This window comes from Candidatus Pelagibacter communis (assembly GCF_001179845.1).
In the GTDB taxonomy this organism is placed as follows: domain Bacteria; phylum Pseudomonadota; class Alphaproteobacteria; order Pelagibacterales; family Pelagibacteraceae; genus Pelagibacter; species Pelagibacter ubique_Q.
Genome location: NZ_CVSB01000037.1, coordinates 46,348 through 62,291, shown reverse-complemented (window position 1 = coordinate 62,291; position 15,944 = coordinate 46,348). Strand labels below are relative to the sequence as shown.

13 protein-coding genes are annotated in these 15,944 nt (G+C 30.8%); 4 read left to right on the top strand and 9 right to left on the bottom strand.

What is annotated here, in order from left to right:
• The first annotated feature begins 20 nt into the window (after positions 1-20).
• Positions 21-902, top strand: coding sequence for a branched-chain amino acid aminotransferase (locus AMN81_RS03745; RefSeq protein ID WP_072090776.1), 882 nt, complete (start codon positions 21-23; stop codon positions 900-902).
• Here AMN81_RS03745 and pgsA read toward each other — a convergent pair.
• From pgsA to uvrB, 5 genes are read right to left on the bottom strand one after another with little or no spacing between them, the layout of a single operon-like run.
• Positions 899-1,483: a CDP-diacylglycerol--glycerol-3-phosphate 3-phosphatidyltransferase gene (pgsA, locus tag AMN81_RS03740; protein WP_023854813.1), complete on the bottom strand. Its 585-nt coding sequence runs from the start codon at positions 1,481-1,483 to the stop codon at positions 899-901. The two genes, AMN81_RS03745 and pgsA, sit on opposite strands and share 4 nt — an antisense overlap.
• A gap of 2 nt (positions 1,484-1,485) precedes the next feature.
• Entirely contained in the window at positions 1,486-3,321 is a 1,836-nt protein-coding gene (gene uvrC, locus AMN81_RS03735) for an excinuclease ABC subunit UvrC (protein ID WP_072090775.1), read from the bottom strand.
• The gene (locus tag AMN81_RS03730) at positions 3,308-3,733 is read right to left on the bottom strand and encodes a dihydroneopterin aldolase (RefSeq protein ID WP_023854815.1); all 426 of its coding nucleotides are present in this window, start codon (positions 3,731-3,733) and stop codon (positions 3,308-3,310) included. The genes uvrC and AMN81_RS03730 overlap by 14 nt, the downstream gene beginning before the upstream one ends.
• Positions 3,730-4,482 carry an SDR family oxidoreductase gene (locus AMN81_RS03725; RefSeq protein WP_072090774.1) on the bottom strand — a complete coding sequence of 251 codons (753 nt, stop codon included), beginning with the start codon at positions 4,480-4,482 and terminating at the stop codon, positions 3,730-3,732. Before AMN81_RS03725 ends, AMN81_RS03730 begins: the two co-directional genes overlap by 4 nt.
• Complete coding sequence (gene uvrB / locus AMN81_RS03720; protein ID WP_072090773.1) at positions 4,464-6,638, bottom strand: excinuclease ABC subunit UvrB; 2,175 nt, start codon at positions 6,636-6,638, stop codon at positions 4,464-4,466. Before uvrB ends, AMN81_RS03725 begins: the two co-directional genes overlap by 19 nt.
• Before the next feature lie 36 nt (positions 6,639-6,674).
• Between uvrB and AMN81_RS03715 the strand changes: the two genes are divergently transcribed.
• Complete coding sequence (locus AMN81_RS03715) at positions 6,675-7,874, top strand: pyridoxal phosphate-dependent aminotransferase (protein WP_072090772.1); 1,200 nt, start codon at positions 6,675-6,677, stop codon at positions 7,872-7,874.
• On the opposite strand, the gene AMN81_RS03710 is transcribed toward AMN81_RS03715, so the two are convergent.
• Together AMN81_RS03710 and trxB are read right to left on the bottom strand one after the other, a co-directional pair.
• Positions 7,866-8,888 carry an NAD-dependent epimerase/dehydratase family protein gene (locus tag AMN81_RS03710; RefSeq protein ID WP_072090771.1) on the bottom strand — a complete coding sequence of 341 codons (1,023 nt, stop codon included), beginning with the start codon at positions 8,886-8,888 and terminating at the stop codon, positions 7,866-7,868. The two genes, AMN81_RS03715 and AMN81_RS03710, sit on opposite strands and share 9 nt — an antisense overlap.
• Positions 8,889-8,928: 40 nt before the next feature.
• Entirely contained in the window at positions 8,929-9,873 is a 945-nt protein-coding gene (gene trxB, locus AMN81_RS03705; RefSeq protein WP_072090770.1) for a thioredoxin-disulfide reductase, read from the bottom strand.
• Positions 9,874-9,894: 21 nt separating this feature from the next.
• Between trxB and AMN81_RS03700 the strand changes: the two genes are divergently transcribed.
• Together AMN81_RS03700 and AMN81_RS03695 are read left to right on the top strand one after the other, a co-directional pair.
• On the top strand, positions 9,895-10,839 hold the full coding sequence (locus AMN81_RS03700) for a mitochondrial fission ELM1 family protein (RefSeq protein ID WP_072090769.1): 945 nt from the start codon (positions 9,895-9,897) through the stop codon (positions 10,837-10,839).
• The gene (locus tag AMN81_RS03695) at positions 10,839-11,504 is read left to right on the top strand and encodes a hypothetical protein (RefSeq protein WP_072090768.1); all 666 of its coding nucleotides are present in this window, start codon (positions 10,839-10,841) and stop codon (positions 11,502-11,504) included. Before AMN81_RS03700 ends, AMN81_RS03695 begins: the two co-directional genes overlap by 1 nt.
• Here AMN81_RS03695 and carB read toward each other — a convergent pair.
• Both carB and carA read right to left on the bottom strand, forming a co-directional pair.
• The gene (gene carB / locus AMN81_RS03690) at positions 11,501-14,725 is read right to left on the bottom strand and encodes a carbamoyl-phosphate synthase large subunit (RefSeq protein WP_072090767.1); all 3,225 of its coding nucleotides are present in this window, start codon (positions 14,723-14,725) and stop codon (positions 11,501-11,503) included. The two genes, AMN81_RS03695 and carB, sit on opposite strands and share 4 nt — an antisense overlap.
• A complete protein-coding gene (gene carA / locus AMN81_RS03685; RefSeq protein WP_072090766.1) occupies positions 14,703-15,899 on the bottom strand; it encodes a glutamine-hydrolyzing carbamoyl-phosphate synthase small subunit in 1,197 nt (398 codons plus the stop codon). The genes carB and carA overlap by 23 nt, the downstream gene beginning before the upstream one ends.
• Positions 15,900-15,944: the final 45 nt, after the last annotated feature.

Here is a 15,944-nt window from a genome sequence, read left to right as displayed (position 1 = left end):
AAATTAAAAAATTTTCACACATGATACCTTACGACAAGCGATCTGGAAAAATATGGTACAACAACGAATTAGTTGATTGGGCTGAGGTTAAACTACATGTTTTAAGCCATGGTATGCACTACGCCAGTTGTGTATTTGAGGGTGAGAGAGTTTATGATGGTTCAATTTTCAAATTAGAAGAGCATACAGCTAGATTTTTTCACTCTGCAAGAAGAATGGGTTTTGAAATTCCATACACAGAAGAAGAAATAAATAATGCATCCAATAAAATTATAGCAACCCAAAAAGTAGAAAATGGTTATGTAAGACCTGTAGCTTGGAGAGGTAGTGAGATGATGGCTATTTCTGCGCAACAAACCAAAATACATGTTGCGATTGCAACATGGGAATGGGGATCATATTTTGATCCTAAACTTAAAGTAGAAGGAATAAGATTAAATATTTCAAATTGGAGAAGACCAGCGCCTAATACAATACCATGGGATACAAAGGCATCAGGTCTTTACATGATTTGTACACTCTCAAAACATGAGGCAGAAAAGCAAGGATATACAGATTCTTTAATGCTTGATCACGAAGGAAATATTGCTGAAGCAACGGGTGCAAATATTTTTTTCAAAGATAAAAATGGAGAAATTCACACTCCAATACCAGATTCTTTTTTAGACGGTATTACAAGAAGAACCGTAATTGGAATTGCAAAATCAAAAAATATAAAAGTGCATGAAAGAAAAATTAGTCCCACTGAATTACCTAATTTTGTTGGATGTTTTTTAACAGGAACAGCAGCAGAGGTAACACCAGTATCTTGTATTGCTGAAAATCAATTTAAAGTTTGTGATACTATTATTGATTTGAATGAAAGTTATCAGGCATTAGTAAGGAAGAAAAAAGCAGCCTAGTCTTTACTATCTTCAGACATAGCGTGATCAATACCTTTTCGCATATAATCATATGCAGTAAAAAGTGTTAAAGCAGCAGATAACCACAAAAGAATTATACCTATAGTTTGAGCATTATAATCTTGGAAATTAATTATTTTATTTCCAGTATCTCCAGACAATAAAAGAGCAATTGATACCATTTGTAATACTGTTTTAAGTTTAGCAAGGTTTGAAACAGGAAGTTTTATTTTTCCCTTTGCTAAAAATTCTCTTAAACCTGAAATTAAAATTTCTCTTGTAAGAATTATTATTGCTGCAATCACCTCATAATTTCTGATTGTTCCATCCATAACCAGAAGTATTAATGCTGTTGCAACAATAATTTTATCAGCTATAGGATCTAATAATTCACCCAGTTTTGACTCTACTCCAAACATTCTAGCCAACATACCATCCAAGAAGTCTGTAAATGATGCAATAATAAATAATATTAAAGCAGTAAGATCACCATAAAATCCTGGAAGATAAAAAGCCAAAACAAAAAAAGGAACAATTATTATTCGCCCTATCGTTAATATGTTTGGAATTTTTTTTAGCATAATTATTCGTGAAAAAAGTTATATATCTTTTTTGCTACTTTTTCCTCAACACCTTCTACAGATTTTATTTCATCTAAGCTAGCAGACTCAACCGATCTTGCAGATCCAAAATGGTTCAATAAAGCTCTTTTTCTTATAGCCCCAATCCCCTCTATTTGATCTAACAGAGATTTGCTTATACCTTTTTTTCTCTTTGCTCTGTGAGCGCTTATAGCAAATCTATGTGATTCATCTCTTATTCTTTGAAGAAAAAATAAGGTAGGATCATTTCTAGTGAATTTATATTCCTTACCATTGTGAAAAAAAGTTTCATTTCCACTATTTCTAAATTTACCTTTTGCTATTGCAATAATTGGAATGTCGTGAAGTCCTAATTCATTAAGGCTCTCTCTAGCGACTGAATATTGACCTTTTCCCCCATCTACTAGAACCAAATCAGGAAAAGCAAGGTAATTATCTTTTTCTTGAACTGCTCTTTTGAACCTTCTATTTAATACCTCTCTCATCATTCCATAGTCGTCTTGCTCATTTTTTTTATGCTTAATATTAAATTTTCTATATCTTTTTTTGATAAATCCTTCATCGCCGTAGGCTATTAAAGCGCCAACACTATTTGTGCCTTGAATATGACTATTATCATAAACCTCTATTAAATTTATATTGGTTTCTAAATTAAATTTTTTAGCTACTGCATCGAACAATTCTTTATTATTCTGACTTTCATAAAGTTTTCTATTTAGACTATCCTTTGCGTTTTTAATTGCTTGATTAATTACTTTTAGTTTTGATCCTTTTTTGGCAACTGAAATATTTATTTGTTTACCTTCTTTTTGTGTAAGTGTTTTTTCAATTAGTGCTTTTTCCTTTATTTCTTCTGAAAGGATAACCGATGAAGGAACACTTTTATTTTCATAAAATTGAGAAACAAATGAATTAAGGATTTCACTAAACTTTTCATCTGGATCGTGTTTAGGGAAAAAAGCTTGATTGCCCCAATTTTGTTTTGATCTATAAAAAAATACTTGAATACAAGTTTTTCCAGATTCTTTATATCCAGCAATAACATCTGCCTCAACTAAGTTTGCTTCATTAATTCTCTGTGAAGATTGAATGATGTTTAATGATTTAATTCTATCTCTTAAAATTACAGCTTTTTCAAAATCAAGATTCTCACTTGCCTTTTCCATTTGGTTAGAAAGATTTTTTTGAATTTTCCTAGATTTGCCTGAAACAAATTCAATAGCATCTTCTACTGTTTGATTGTATTCCTCTTTTTTTACATATCCTACACAAGGTCCAGAACATCTTTTTATTTGATATAAAATACAAGGTCTTTCTCTGTTTTTGAAAACGGTGTCATCACAAACTCTTAAATGAAAAATTTTTTGTATCATTTTAATTGTCCAATTAGCTGAACCAGCAGAGGCAAAAGGTCCAAAGTAAAAACCTTCTTTTGTTTTTTTTCCTCTATGTCTTTTTATTTGAGGCCATTTATCTTTATTACCAATAAATATAAATGGAAATGACTTATCATCACGTAAAAGGATATTAAATTTTGGTTTATGTTTTTTAATTAAATTTGCTTCTAGTAGTAAAGCTTCACTTTCATTAGATGTTGTTGTTATCTCTAATTTTCTTGTTTGAGACAACATTCGTTCAGTTCTAATTATATGATTTTTTTCTGAAACATAACTCTTTAATCTATTTGGTAAATTTTTTGCTTTACCTACATAAAGAATTTCATTCTTTTCATTAAGCATTCTGTATATGCCTGGAAGTTTTGGTACTAGAGGTAGCTCTTTTTTAATTACTTCTTTTCCTATTTCAGAGCTTATCATGGCTTCTCTTTTTGGTAATTTGAATACCAACAGATGAACACTGTTTTAAAATTTCTAATTTTTCAATTTTCAACATTATTTTAGCAATCCTTTTGTCTTTAAATAACTCGTCAAAAACAGCTTCTGCTAAAGTTTCTAGGAAATTATAATGTTTCTTTTTTACAAGTTTCGTAATTAATTTTACTATAGTTCCATAATTAACAATGGATTTGATATCTTTATCGCTTGAAGGTTTTTTGTCTTCATAGTCTATTTCAAGACTAAATTTAACTTTTTGTGGTTTTTCTTTTTCAAAATCGTAATAACCAAGTTTTAAATCCAAGATTAATTCGTTAATTAGGATTTTTTTCTCATAATTAAATAAGCTTTTATTTTTATCTATTTTGACAATTTTTAAATTATTTTTTTTCATTCTTTGCCCATTACATCTGGGGTTTGCCAGTTAAGATTTTGACCACTATCAATAGCCAAAACCTGACCAGTAATAGATATATTTTTAATAAAAAAGTCAACAGCATTACATATTTGTTCCACATCAACTTGTCTTTTAAGAGGTGTTGCTAAATATTGCTTTTTGAAATGTTTTTCAGATTGTCTTTGATTTTTTATAGTGGGTCCAGGTGCAATTGCGTTTACTCTTATATTTGGAGCCAAACTCATAGCGCTAGTTTTTGTTAAAGTATACAAACCAGTTTTACTAAGAGTGTAGGAAAAAAAGTAAGGGGTTAATTTGAAAACTCTTTGATCAATAATATTTATGATATTATTATTTTTACCTTTAACATTTTTAGCAAATTCTTTCGTTAATAATGCGGGCGCTCTTAAATTGGTTCTTAAATGCTTACTCCAACTATCCAATGAAAAATTTTTTAATTTATCATTTTCAAATAAAGAGGCGTTATTAACAAGACAATCAAAAAACTTTAATTTAGATTTTGCAAATTTAATTATTTTTTTTATATCAGTTTCTTTACTTAAATCACCTTTGACTAAGTATACTTTTGTACCTTTGTTAGATAATTCTTTTTTTAATTTTTCTGCTTTTAATTTTGACTTGTTGTAATGGATTAAGATTTCAATATTTGGACCAGATAACTTTCTTGCAATTGCAGCACCCATTCGAGTAGCTCCACCAGTAATAATTATTTTCCGTGCTTCCATTTCTTATCTCTTTTTTTTGTAACTTTAGTTCCTGGCATACCCATAGTTGATCTACCTTTTGGATAAAGCTTATTTTTTACGTCATACTGCCTTATTTTTGGATTTAATGTAATTTCTAATTCAGTGCTTTCTAATTTTCTTATCTCATCTCGTATTTTAGCAGCTTCTTCAAACTCTAAATTAGATGCTGACTCTTTCATTTTTTTATCTAGAGCTTTAAGGTGTTTTTTAAGATTTCCTCCGACATTAGACCCTTCGCTTACTTTAACGTAGTCTTTTTCATAAACACTTTCTAGAATATCACTGATTTCTTTTTTTACTGATTTTGCATCTATCTTGTGTTTCTTATTGTAAGTTAACTGAATTTTTCTTCTTCGATCAGTTTCTGCAATTGCTTTTTTTATACTTTTCGTCTCCTTGTCTGCATATAAAACTACTTTACCATCAACATTTCTAGCTGCTCTTCCTATAGTTTGAATTAAAGATGTTTCAGATCTTAAAAAGCCTTCTTTATCAGCATCTAAAATTCCAACTAAAGCACATTCAGGAATATCTAATCCCTCCCTTAATAAGTTAATTCCAACTAAGACATCAAATACACCCATTCTTAGATCTCTCATGATTTCAATTCTTTCTAATGTATCAATATCTGAGTGGAGGTACCTTACCTTTATACCGTTCTCATGAAGATATTCGGTTAAATCTTCAGCCATTTTTTTAGTGAGTGTTGTTACTAATACTCTATGATTATTTTCTATAACTCTTTTACATTCATGCATTAAATCATCCACTTGATTTTTTGCAGGTCTTATTTCTACAGGAGGATCAATTAATCCTGTTGGTCTAATTACCTGATCTATAAACTGACCTTTTGTTTGTTCTAGTTCCCATGGCCCAGGAGTTGCGGAAACAAATACAGTTTGAGTTCTCATTAAATCCCATTCTTCAAATTTTAATGGTCTATTATCCATACACGAAGGAAGTCTGAATCCGTATTCTGCTAAAGTACTTTTTCTTGATCTATCACCTTTATACATTCCATTAAGCTGAGGCACTGTAACGTGACACTCATCTACAAATATTAAAGTGTTATCTGGAAAGTATTCAAAAAGAGTGGGAGGAGGCTCTCCTGGTTTTCTTCCCGACAAAAACCTTGAATAGTTTTCAATACCAGCACAAGAACCTGTGGCTTCAATCATTTCAAGATCAAATTTAGTTCTTTCTTCTAATCTCTGTGCTTCTAATAATTTATTTTCAGCACGGTGTTTCTTTAAAGTTACTTCTAATTCTTTTTTTATATTAATTACTGCTTGTTCGATTGTAGGCTTAGGAGTGATGTAGTGACTATTTGCATAAACTTTTACTAAACTTAATTCTCTTACTTTATCACCAGTTAACGGATCAAACTCTTCTATCTGTTCTAATTTATCTCCAAATAGACAAAGTCTCCAAGCTCTATCCTCTAAATGTGAAGGAAATATTTCTAAATATTCTCCTCTTGCTCTAAATGTTCCTCTATAAAAATTTTGATCATTTCTTTTATATTGTAGAGCAACTAGAGATTTGATTATTTCTTCTCTGTTGTAGTCATAATTTTTTTGAAGAGTTAGCGTCATTTTACTGTACGCTTCAACTGAACCTAATCCATAGATACACGAAACACTTGCTACAATTAAAACATCATCTCTTTCTAAAAGAGATCTAGTTGCTGAGTGCCTCATTCTATCAATTTGTTCATTTATTGAGGCTTCTTTCTCTATATATGTGTCTGATCTCGGCACGTAAGCCTCTGGAGTGTAATAGTCATAGTATGAAACGAAATATTCAACAGCATTGTCTGGAAAAAAGGTTTTCATTTCCCCATAAAGTTGAGCAGCAAGAGTTTTGTTTGGAGCTAAAATCAAGGCAGGTCTATTAGTAGCTTCAATTACTTTAGCCATTGTAAAAGTTTTTCCAGATCCCGTTACACCAAGCAAAACTTGATTAAATTGATCTTTGTTAGCACCATTTACTAATTTTTTAATCGCTTCAGGCTGATCACCAGCAGGTTTAAAATCAGATTTAATTTTGAATTTTTTTCCACCCTCTAGTTTTCCACCTATTTTAGGATTTTTACTCTGAATATCTGTAATTAAATCTTGATAAGTATTTTCCATATATTAAACAACGTAGTAGAATTTATTTATATTTCAATGAGCATAATATCAGACAGTTTAAAGAAGATTAAACCATCGCCTACTATTGCTGTTACTCAAAAAGCAAGAGAATTAAAAGCTGCTGGAAAAGATGTTATTGGATTAGGTGCAGGGGAACCAGATTTTGATACTCCAGATAACATTAAGCAAGCAGCTATAAAAGCTATTAACGATGGTGATACAAAATACACGGCAGTAGATGGTACTCCAACATTGAAAAAAGCGATTGTAGAAAAATTTAAAAAAGAAAATAATTTAGATTATACAACTGATCAAATTACAGTTGGTGCTGGTGGTAAGCATGTAATTTATAATGCAATGATGGCCACATTAAACGAAGGTGATGAAGTTATAGTTCCTGCTCCTTATTGGGTTTCTTACCCAGATATGGTTTTATTAGCTGGAGGAAAACCAGTGATAATGGAATGTGATGAAAAACAAGGTTTTAAAATAAATCCAATTGATCTTGAAAAATTTATAACTCCAAAAACTAAATGGATTATTCTTAATTCTCCTTCAAATCCAACTGGAGCATGTTATTCAGAGCAAGATATCAAAGCAATCGCAGATATCTTAGAAAAACATAATCATGTGTATATTTTGAGCGATGATATTTATGAGCACGTGACTTATGAAGGTTTTAAATTTTTTACAATTGCTCAAATTAATAGTTTAAAAGATAGAGTGCTTACGATGAATGGTGTAAGTAAAGCTTACTCAATGACAGGCTGGAGAATAGGGTATGCAGCTGGTCCAAAAGACATTGTTAAAGCTATTGCTAAAATTCAATCACAATCAACAACTAATCCTTCTTCCATTAGCCAAGCGGCTGCAGTTGAGGCACTAAGTGGAACACAAGACTTTATAAAGGAAAGAGCAAACTCTTTTCAGGAGAGAAGAGATTTTGTGGTTAATGCTTTAAATGCAATAGATGGAATTGAATGCCTAAATCCAGATGGAGCGTTTTATGTTTTCCCAAGTTGCAAAGGTTTAATGGGCAAAAAAGATCCTAATGGTAATGAAATTAAATCTGATACTGATTTTGTTCAATCATTATTAGAGAATAGTGGGATTGCTGTAGTCCAGGGTTCTGCATTTGGTTTAGAAGGTTTTTTCAGAATTTCTTACGCAACATCAATGGATAATCTTAAGAAAGCAATGGATAAAATTTCTAATTTTTGCAAAAGTTTAAACTAATCCTAATTGAACAACTGATTTAGCGTTCTCAGTTATACAATCTTTTGCTGGTTTAAATTTAAATCCTAACAATTCCTCTGCATAAGACGTATCAGTTTGCATTAAAATACCAAGATCAGGAATCATCATCTTAGCACTTGAGTCAATATAACTAATTAATTTAACCATAAAATTCGGCAATTCTTTTTTAGGAAGTTTTTTTGCGTACTCGGGCATTGCTTCTGCCATTAATTGAGACAACTCGACTAACTTTTTAACTTCTTTTCCAACAATTAATCTTCTTCCACCAACTTTATGATTACCAATACATGCAACATGAGCCTTAGCTATATCTTTGACATCAGAAATTAAAACAGCAAATTTAGGTGCTCCAGGAAATTTACCTTTCAAAAATTGTCTAACATATTCTATTGAGGTTCCACCTTTTTTATCTAAAGCATCACCAAATACTCCACCTGGATTAATAGTAGTTAACTTACTTTTTAATCCTTTGCTTTCCATTAATTCCCAAGCAGCTTTTTCAGCTTTTGTTTTTGATAAAAAATAATCATTAACTCCTTCTATCCAATTTTCATCGGTCCAATCATTTTCACCAAATGTATAAGGATTGCTTCTATTAGGCTTTCTAAACATAGCAACAATTGAAGATGTTTTAATTATTTGTTCAACTCCAGCATTTATACCAGCATTTAAAACTCTTAAAGTTCCATCTACTGCAACAGGTAACAAAAATTCTCTATTTCTTGAAACTTTCATTGGAAATGGGGAGGCAATATGAAAAATGTATTTGCATCCTTTTGCAGCTTCATCCCAGCCATCATCTTTTAAAAGATCTAATTCGATAAAAGATAATTTTTCGATTGGCGCATGTTTTTTTATAGTTTCTTTAGTTTGATCGATTAAATCTTTATTTCTAACAGTTCCTAATACTTCATAACCCTTATTTAATAATTCTATAGCTGTATGTTTTGCTATCCATCCACTTATTCCAGTTAATAATACCTTATCTTTCATTACGTTTACCTTTCTATCAGTTATTATTTTTAATCTCGAATTAGTGAGATAGGAATTTTTCGGCTTCTAATGCTGCCATACAACCCATTCCTGCAGCTGTAACGGCTTGTCTAAATGTCTTGTCTTTTACATCTCCTGCAGCATAAACTCCAGGAATATTTGTTTCAGTAGAATCTGGTTTAGTAATTAAATATCCCTCATTATCCATCTTAAGTTGATCTTTAAATAGTGAAGTTGCTGGATCATGTCCAATAGCGATAAATAATCCGTCTATTTTTAATTCTTCAGTTTTATCTGTTTTTAAATTTTTAATTTTAATACCTTTAACATTTTTAGGTTCTTGATCTCCCAGTACATCTTCAACAACAGAGTCCCAAATAATTTCTATTTTTTTATTTTCCATTAATTTTTTTTGAAGCATTTTTTCAGCTCTCAAACTATCTCTTCGATGAATTAATTTAACTTTGGATGCAAACTTTGTAAGGAACATCGCTTCTTCAACAGCTGCATTACCTCCTCCAACAACTGCTACCTCTTTATCTTTAAAGAAAAAACCATCACACGTAGCGCATGCAGAAACACCAAATCCTCTAAATTCTTGTTCAGATTTTAGATTTAACCATCTGGCTTGAGCCCCTGTAGAAATAATTATGCTGTCAGCAGTATATTTTTGCCCACTATCGCCTATAGCTTCAAACGGAGTAGATTTTAAATTTACTGAACCAATATGATCTTCAATCATTTCAGTTCCAACTGCTTTTGCTTGTTCTTTCATTTGATCCATCAACCACGGACCTTGAATAACTTCAGCAAATCCTGGAAAATTTTCAACATCAGTAGTTGTTGTTAATTGACCACCAGGTTCAGAACCATAAACTAAAATTGGATTTAACATCGCTCGAGCCGCATAAACTGCTGCTGTGTATCCGGCAGGACCAGATCCAATTATTAACACTTTTGTGTGTTTAGTTGGATTTTGACTCATATGAGAGCTATATAGTGATTAATGTCTAAATTAAAAGGATTATTATTAACCCAAGGAATGCATGGAATGATAAGCCAGGTTGAAGGTTTAGCAAAAGCCTTAGGTATTGATTTTACACACCATAAGGTTGAACTAAATAATTTTTGGAAAATTGTCCCACCAAAATTAACGCCAATATCACAAAATGTTTATAAAAAAATAAACGAGTCTGATTTCGATGTAATTATTTCATGTGGAAGAAAAAGTGTGATTCCCTCAATCCACTTAAAAAGTATTTCAAAAAAAAAAGTTTTAAATATTCATATTCAAGATCCAAAGGTGGATTTTAATTATTTTGATTTTATTGTTGCTCCCGAACATGATGGGATAAGCGGCCCAAATGTAATTAAAACAAAAGGTGCTATTCACTATTTAACAGAAAATGAAATTGAAGAAAATAGAAGTTATTTAAATTCATATATCAAACAGGATAATAGAAAAATTTGGTGTTTGATAATGGGCGGTCCTACAAAATATTATGACTACTCAACAAAAAATATGAAGCATATCTTCTCAATTTTTTACAAATTATTGAAAAAACATGATTTTCAACTTGTGGTCATACCTTCAATGAGAACACCGTTAAATACTATACATTATGCAAAAGAGTTTTTTGGAGAAAATCACACTGTGATTATGAATGTTGATAAAAAAGCTTATCTTTCAGCTCTAGCTATTTCTGAAAATATAGTTGTTACTTGTGACTCTAGCTCAATGATATCTGAAGCTGCTTTGACTGGAAAACCAATTTATGTTGCTAATATTTTGCCAAAAAGAAAAGACGTCAGATTTCAGAATTTTAGAAATTTATTTAGAGAATTAAATATTACTAGAAACTTAGGTGAAAAAATTGAAAATTGGAACTATCAAAAATTAGATGAAACGAATAGAGTAGCAAAAATTATTAAAGAAAAAATACAATCATAATGTCATTTTTAAATTCAATTAAAAATAATTCAAAACAACATAATTTCCCTTTTGATCACTGGGAGTATAGTGATGCTTTGTCAGAAGGAGCAATTGATGAAATAGTTAAAGCCGATATTCCTGATGTCAGTAAACATAATCTTAATTATGATGGAACAAGAGCAATAGATGGTGGAGCAGCAGAATTTAGAAAAGGTATAGCTTCAGGTGGACAAGCTATTAAGTTTAGATGTTTTATTAATAAAGAAAACTCATCTCAATTTCCAAATCTAGTAAAATTTATAAATGAACTTCAGTCTAAAGAAACATATGAAACAATTTCTAGAATGATAAATAAAGATTTATCAAATTCCTATGTTAGGGTTGAGGTTATATGTGACCGAGAGGGTTTTTGGTTAAAACCTCATTGCGATATAAAAGAAAAACTTATGTCAGGCTTAATATTTGTTAATAAAACAAATGAATCTGAAGATTTAGGAACTGATTTTTACAATGAAAAATTAGAAAAGGTTAAGACACTTCCTTACAAACATAATTATGGCTATCTTTTTACAAGTGGACCAAACACTTGGCATGGTATGGAAAAGAAAAAGATCGTTAAAGAAAGACGATGTATTCAAGTAAATTATGTTACCTTTGAAACTGATTGGGAAGTAAATTCTTAAACGTCCTGAAGAGAAGTCACTTCTAATTTTTTTGTTTTTAGTGATCTAATTGCCTCTAAACAAGCTTGAGCAGTAGACATGTTAGTACAATAAGGAACTTTATTCTTTAGTGTTGCTCTTCTTAAAGCTATTGCGTCACTTAATCGATGTTCACTATTTCCACCTCCAGTATTTATTACTAATGCAATTTTTTTAGAGTCTAAAACATCTACTATATGTGGTGAACCTGTGCTTACTTTATTTATAATTTTACATTTCATCCCATGCTTTCGTATATATTCTGCAGTTCCTCTAGTTGCACATAATGTAAACTTAAGTTTAAGAAGTTCTTTAGCTAAATCTATTCCTTCATCTTTGTGACTATCTTTGAGAGATATAAAAGCTAATCCTTGTTTTGGTAATGAGTTAGCTGCTGCAATTTGACTTTTGGCAAAAGCCATTCCAAAATTTTTATCAAATCCCATAACTTCCCCAGTTGATTTCATTTCAGGTCCTAACAATAAGTCACTGTTTGGAAATTTATTAAATGGGAATACAGCCTCTTTAACTGCATACATACCTTTAGATTTATCTTTTAAATTAAACTTAGATAACTTTTCACCAGCCATTACTCTTGATGCAATTTTAGCTAGAGGCAATCCTTTTGCTTTTGATACAAAAGGTACTGTTCGACTTGCTCTTGGATTAACTTCAATCACATAAATTTCATCTTTTTTAATTGCAAACTGTATGTTCATGAAACCTTTAACATTTAAAGCTATCGCTAATTTTTTAGTTTGATTTTCTATTTCTTTTAAAAGGTATGGTTTAATTGATACAGGGGGTAGGCTACATGCTGAGTCTCCTGAATGAATTCCAGCTTCTTCGATATGTTGCATAATACCTGCAACGTGAACTTGTTTTCCATCTGATATAGCATCTACATCTACTTCCATTGCATGATCAATAAACTTATCAATCAAAATTGGATTATCTTCTGCAGCTTTAAACGCTTCTTCAACAAATTTTTTAAGCTGATTTTTTTCATGAACAATTTCCATTGCTCTTCCACCTAAAACATATGAAGGTCTTACCATTAATGGTAATCCAATTTTATCAGCAATTTTTATTGCTTGATTAAATGTTTTTGCAATTCCACTTTCTGCTTGTTTTAGTTTTAATTTATTTAATAAATCTCTAAATCGGTCTCTATCCTCCGCTAAATCGATAGATGTATATTGTGTTCCTAAAATCGGAAGTTTGTTGTCATTTAAAAATTTAGCAAGTTTAATTGGAGTTTGGCCACCAAACTGAGCTATTACCCCAATTAGTTTTCCTTTTTCTTGTTCTTTTTTAATTATGTTAAAAACGTATTCCTCTTTTAAAGGCTCAAAGTATAATCGATCACTCGTATCATAGTCTGTTGACACTGTTTCAGGGTTACAATTAACCATTATAGTCTCAAAACCTGCGTCTTTTAATGAAAAACTTGCCTGACAACAGCAATAATCAAACTCAATTCCTTGACCAATTCTATTTGGTCCTCCTCCAAGAATAATTATTTTTTTCTTATTAGATGGATCTGCTTCACATTCTGAGTTAATTGAAAAGTTTCTTTGATATGTCGAATACATATAAGGCGTAAACGATTTGAATTCAGCTGCACAAGTATCTACTTTTTTATAAACTGGAAGTATTTTAAGCGCTGATCTTTTTCTTCTAACAATTTCTTCAGACGTTTTAGTTAATTCTGAAAGTTTTTTATCTGAAAATCCTATTGATTTTATTCTATTAAATTCTGCAAAATCTCTAGGAAGTCCTTTAGTTTTTATTTGTTTTTCAAACTCAACTATCTCTTTAATTTGTTCTAAAAACCAAGGATCAATTTTGGATAAATTATATATTTTCTTTAAGTTTATTTTTTTTCTAATTGCTTCAGCAACTAGTAATATCTTATTTGGAATAGTTTCTTTAAGCTTCTTTTCAATTTGCTTTTTATTTAAATTAAAAATTCTGTCTAAACCTGAAAAACCAGTTTCAAGAGATACCAGCGCCTTTTGTAAAGATTCTTTAAAGTTTCTTCCAATAGCCATTGCTTCACCTACTGATTTCATTGATGTTCCTAAGGTTGCGGGAGAAGTAGAAAATTTTTCAAATGTAAATCTTGGAATTTTAGTCACCACATAATCTATACTTGGTTCAAATGATGCAGGAGTAACTTTAGTAATTTCATTTTTTAATTCATCCAGAGTATAACCAACCGCTAATTTTGCTGCCACTTTTGCAATTGGAAATCCAGTTGCTTTTGATGCAAGTGCTGATGATCTTGATACACGTGGATTCATTTCAATGACAACCATTCGACCATTTTTAGGATTGATAGCAAACTGAACATTTGATCCTCCAGTTTCAACTCCAATTTTTCTCAAACATGCAATAGACGCATTTCTCATCACCTGGTATTCTTTGTCCGTTAGGGTAAGAGCTGGTGCAATTGTTACTGAGTCACCCGTATGAATTCCCATTGGATCTATATTTTCAATTGAGCAAATGATGATGCAGTTATCTTTCTTATCTCTTACAACCTCCATCTCAAATTCTTTCCAGCCTTCCAAACATTCCTCTACAAGAACTTGGCTTACGGGAGACTCATGCAATCCATTTTTAACGATCTTAAAATAATCTTTTCTAGTTTTGGCTATTCCCCCACCAAGCCCACCAAGTGTAAAAGCAGGTCTTATAATTGCAGGTAAACCAATTTTTTTTAATACTTTTGATGCTTGATTATTATTATTTATGATTTCTGATTTTGGTAAATCTAAACCAATATCTATCATATTTTTTCTAAATTTCTTTCTATCCTCGGCGTTAGAAATTGCTTTAGAATTTGCTCCTATCAACTCAATTTTGTATTTTTTTAGAATTCCTTTTTTCTCTGCTTCCATTGCAAGATTAAGTGCAGTTTGTCCTCCCATTGTTGGAAGAATTGCATCTGGTTTTTCTTTTTTGAGAATTTTTTCTAATACATTTATTGTAATTGGTTCAATATAAGTTTTATCCGCAACATCTGGATCAGTCATAATTGTTGCAGGATTTGAGTTTATTAAAACTACTTTATAACCCTCATCCTTAAGAGCCTTACATGCTTGTGTGCCTGAATAATCAAATTCACACGCTTGTCCAATAATTATTGGACCAGCTCCCACAACTAGTATTTTTTTAAGATCTTTTCTTTTTGGCATTTTTTTTCATGTTGTTAATAAATTCTTTAAATAAATAAACACTATCTTGAGGTCCTGGATTAGATTCTGGATGATATTGAACTGAAAAGACGGGTTTATTTTTTAGTTTGATACCTTCAATACTATTATCAAATAAAGATTTATGTGTGACTTCAATACTTTTTGGTAATGTTTCTTTAACCACTTCAAATCCATGGTTTTGACTCGTTATCTCAACATTGTCATGAATTATATTTTTAACGGGATGATTTGCTCCTCTATGACCAAGTTTCATTTTTTTTGTCTTGCCCCCTAATGCTAACGCTAAAATTTGATGACCTAAACAAATACCAAATATAGGTAAATTTTTTTTAATTAATTCTTTAATAATTTCTATAGCATATTTGCCTGTTGCAGCTGGATCTCCAGGACCATTTGATAAAAATATCCCATTTGGTTTCAAACTTAATATTTTTTGGGCACTAGTTTTGCAAGAAACGACAGTAACTTTACAATTAAAGTCAGAGAAATATCTTAGGATATTTTTTTTAATTCCATAATCAATTGCAACAACATGGAATGAGTTCTTATTATTTTTTTTATATCCAAGATCTTTTTTCCACGTTTTAAGACCTTTCCAAATATAATTTTTCTTGGTTGAAACTACTTCTGCAAGATCAAGATTTTTTAATCCACTCCATTTGATGGTAGTATTAGTCAATTTATTAATATTAAATTTTCCTTTTTTTGAGAAACTAATCGTACCTTTTGGAGCACTTTTGTCCCTTATAAAGTTTGTTAAGCTTCTAGTGTCTAATCCAGTGATTCCAATAATTTTATTTTTCTTAAGCCAAGTGTCTAAATGCAGGAATGATCTATAGTTTGAGGGCGAGGTTATTTCAGAATTAATTATCACTCCTCTTGCCCATATTTTATCAGATTCATGATCTTCTTTATTGGTTCCAACATTTCCAATATGGGGAAAGGTAAAGTTAATAATTTGACCTGCATATGACGGATCAGAGATGATTTCTTGATAGCCTGTTAATGATGTATTAAAGCAAACTTCGCCTGTGGCTTCTCCCTGGTAACCAATTCCAATTCCTTTGAATACCTTTTTATTTTCGAGAACTAAAACGCCTGTATTGATTTGAGATTTTATTTTTGAGTTAGTTTTTTTTGATTTTTTGTTCAATTACAACTCATGAGTTAAAGGTTAATACAATAATTGCTTTATTAT

Coding starts and splice junctions, on each gene's coding strand:
- AMN81_RS03730 (WP_023854815.1), bottom strand. CDS start 3,733: ATGAAAAAAAATAATTTAAAAATTGTCAAAATAGATAAAAATAAAAGC.
- AMN81_RS03695 (WP_072090768.1), top strand. CDS start 10,839: ATGTCATTTTTAAATTCAATTAAAAATAATTCAAAACAACATAATTTC.
- AMN81_RS03700 (WP_072090769.1), top strand. CDS start 9,895: ATGTCTAAATTAAAAGGATTATTATTAACCCAAGGAATGCATGGAATG.
- AMN81_RS03725 (WP_072090774.1), bottom strand. CDS start 4,482: ATGGAAGCACGGAAAATAATTATTACTGGTGGAGCTACTCGAATGGGT.
- uvrB (WP_072090773.1), bottom strand. CDS start 6,638: ATGGAAAATACTTATCAAGATTTAATTACAGATATTCAGAGTAAAAAT.
- trxB (WP_072090770.1), bottom strand. CDS start 9,873: ATGAGTCAAAATCCAACTAAACACACAAAAGTGTTAATAATTGGATCT.
- carB (WP_072090767.1), bottom strand. CDS start 14,725: ATGCCAAAAAGAAAAGATCTTAAAAAAATACTAGTTGTGGGAGCTGGT.
- AMN81_RS03745 (WP_072090776.1), top strand. CDS start 21: ATGATACCTTACGACAAGCGATCTGGAAAAATATGGTACAACAACGAA.
- AMN81_RS03715 (WP_072090772.1), top strand. CDS start 6,675: ATGAGCATAATATCAGACAGTTTAAAGAAGATTAAACCATCGCCTACT.
- AMN81_RS03710 (WP_072090771.1), bottom strand. CDS start 8,888: ATGAAAGATAAGGTATTATTAACTGGAATAAGTGGATGGATAGCAAAA.
- uvrC (WP_072090775.1), bottom strand. CDS start 3,321: ATGATAAGCTCTGAAATAGGAAAAGAAGTAATTAAAAAAGAGCTACCT.
- pgsA (WP_023854813.1), bottom strand. CDS start 1,483: ATGCTAAAAAAAATTCCAAACATATTAACGATAGGGCGAATAATAATT.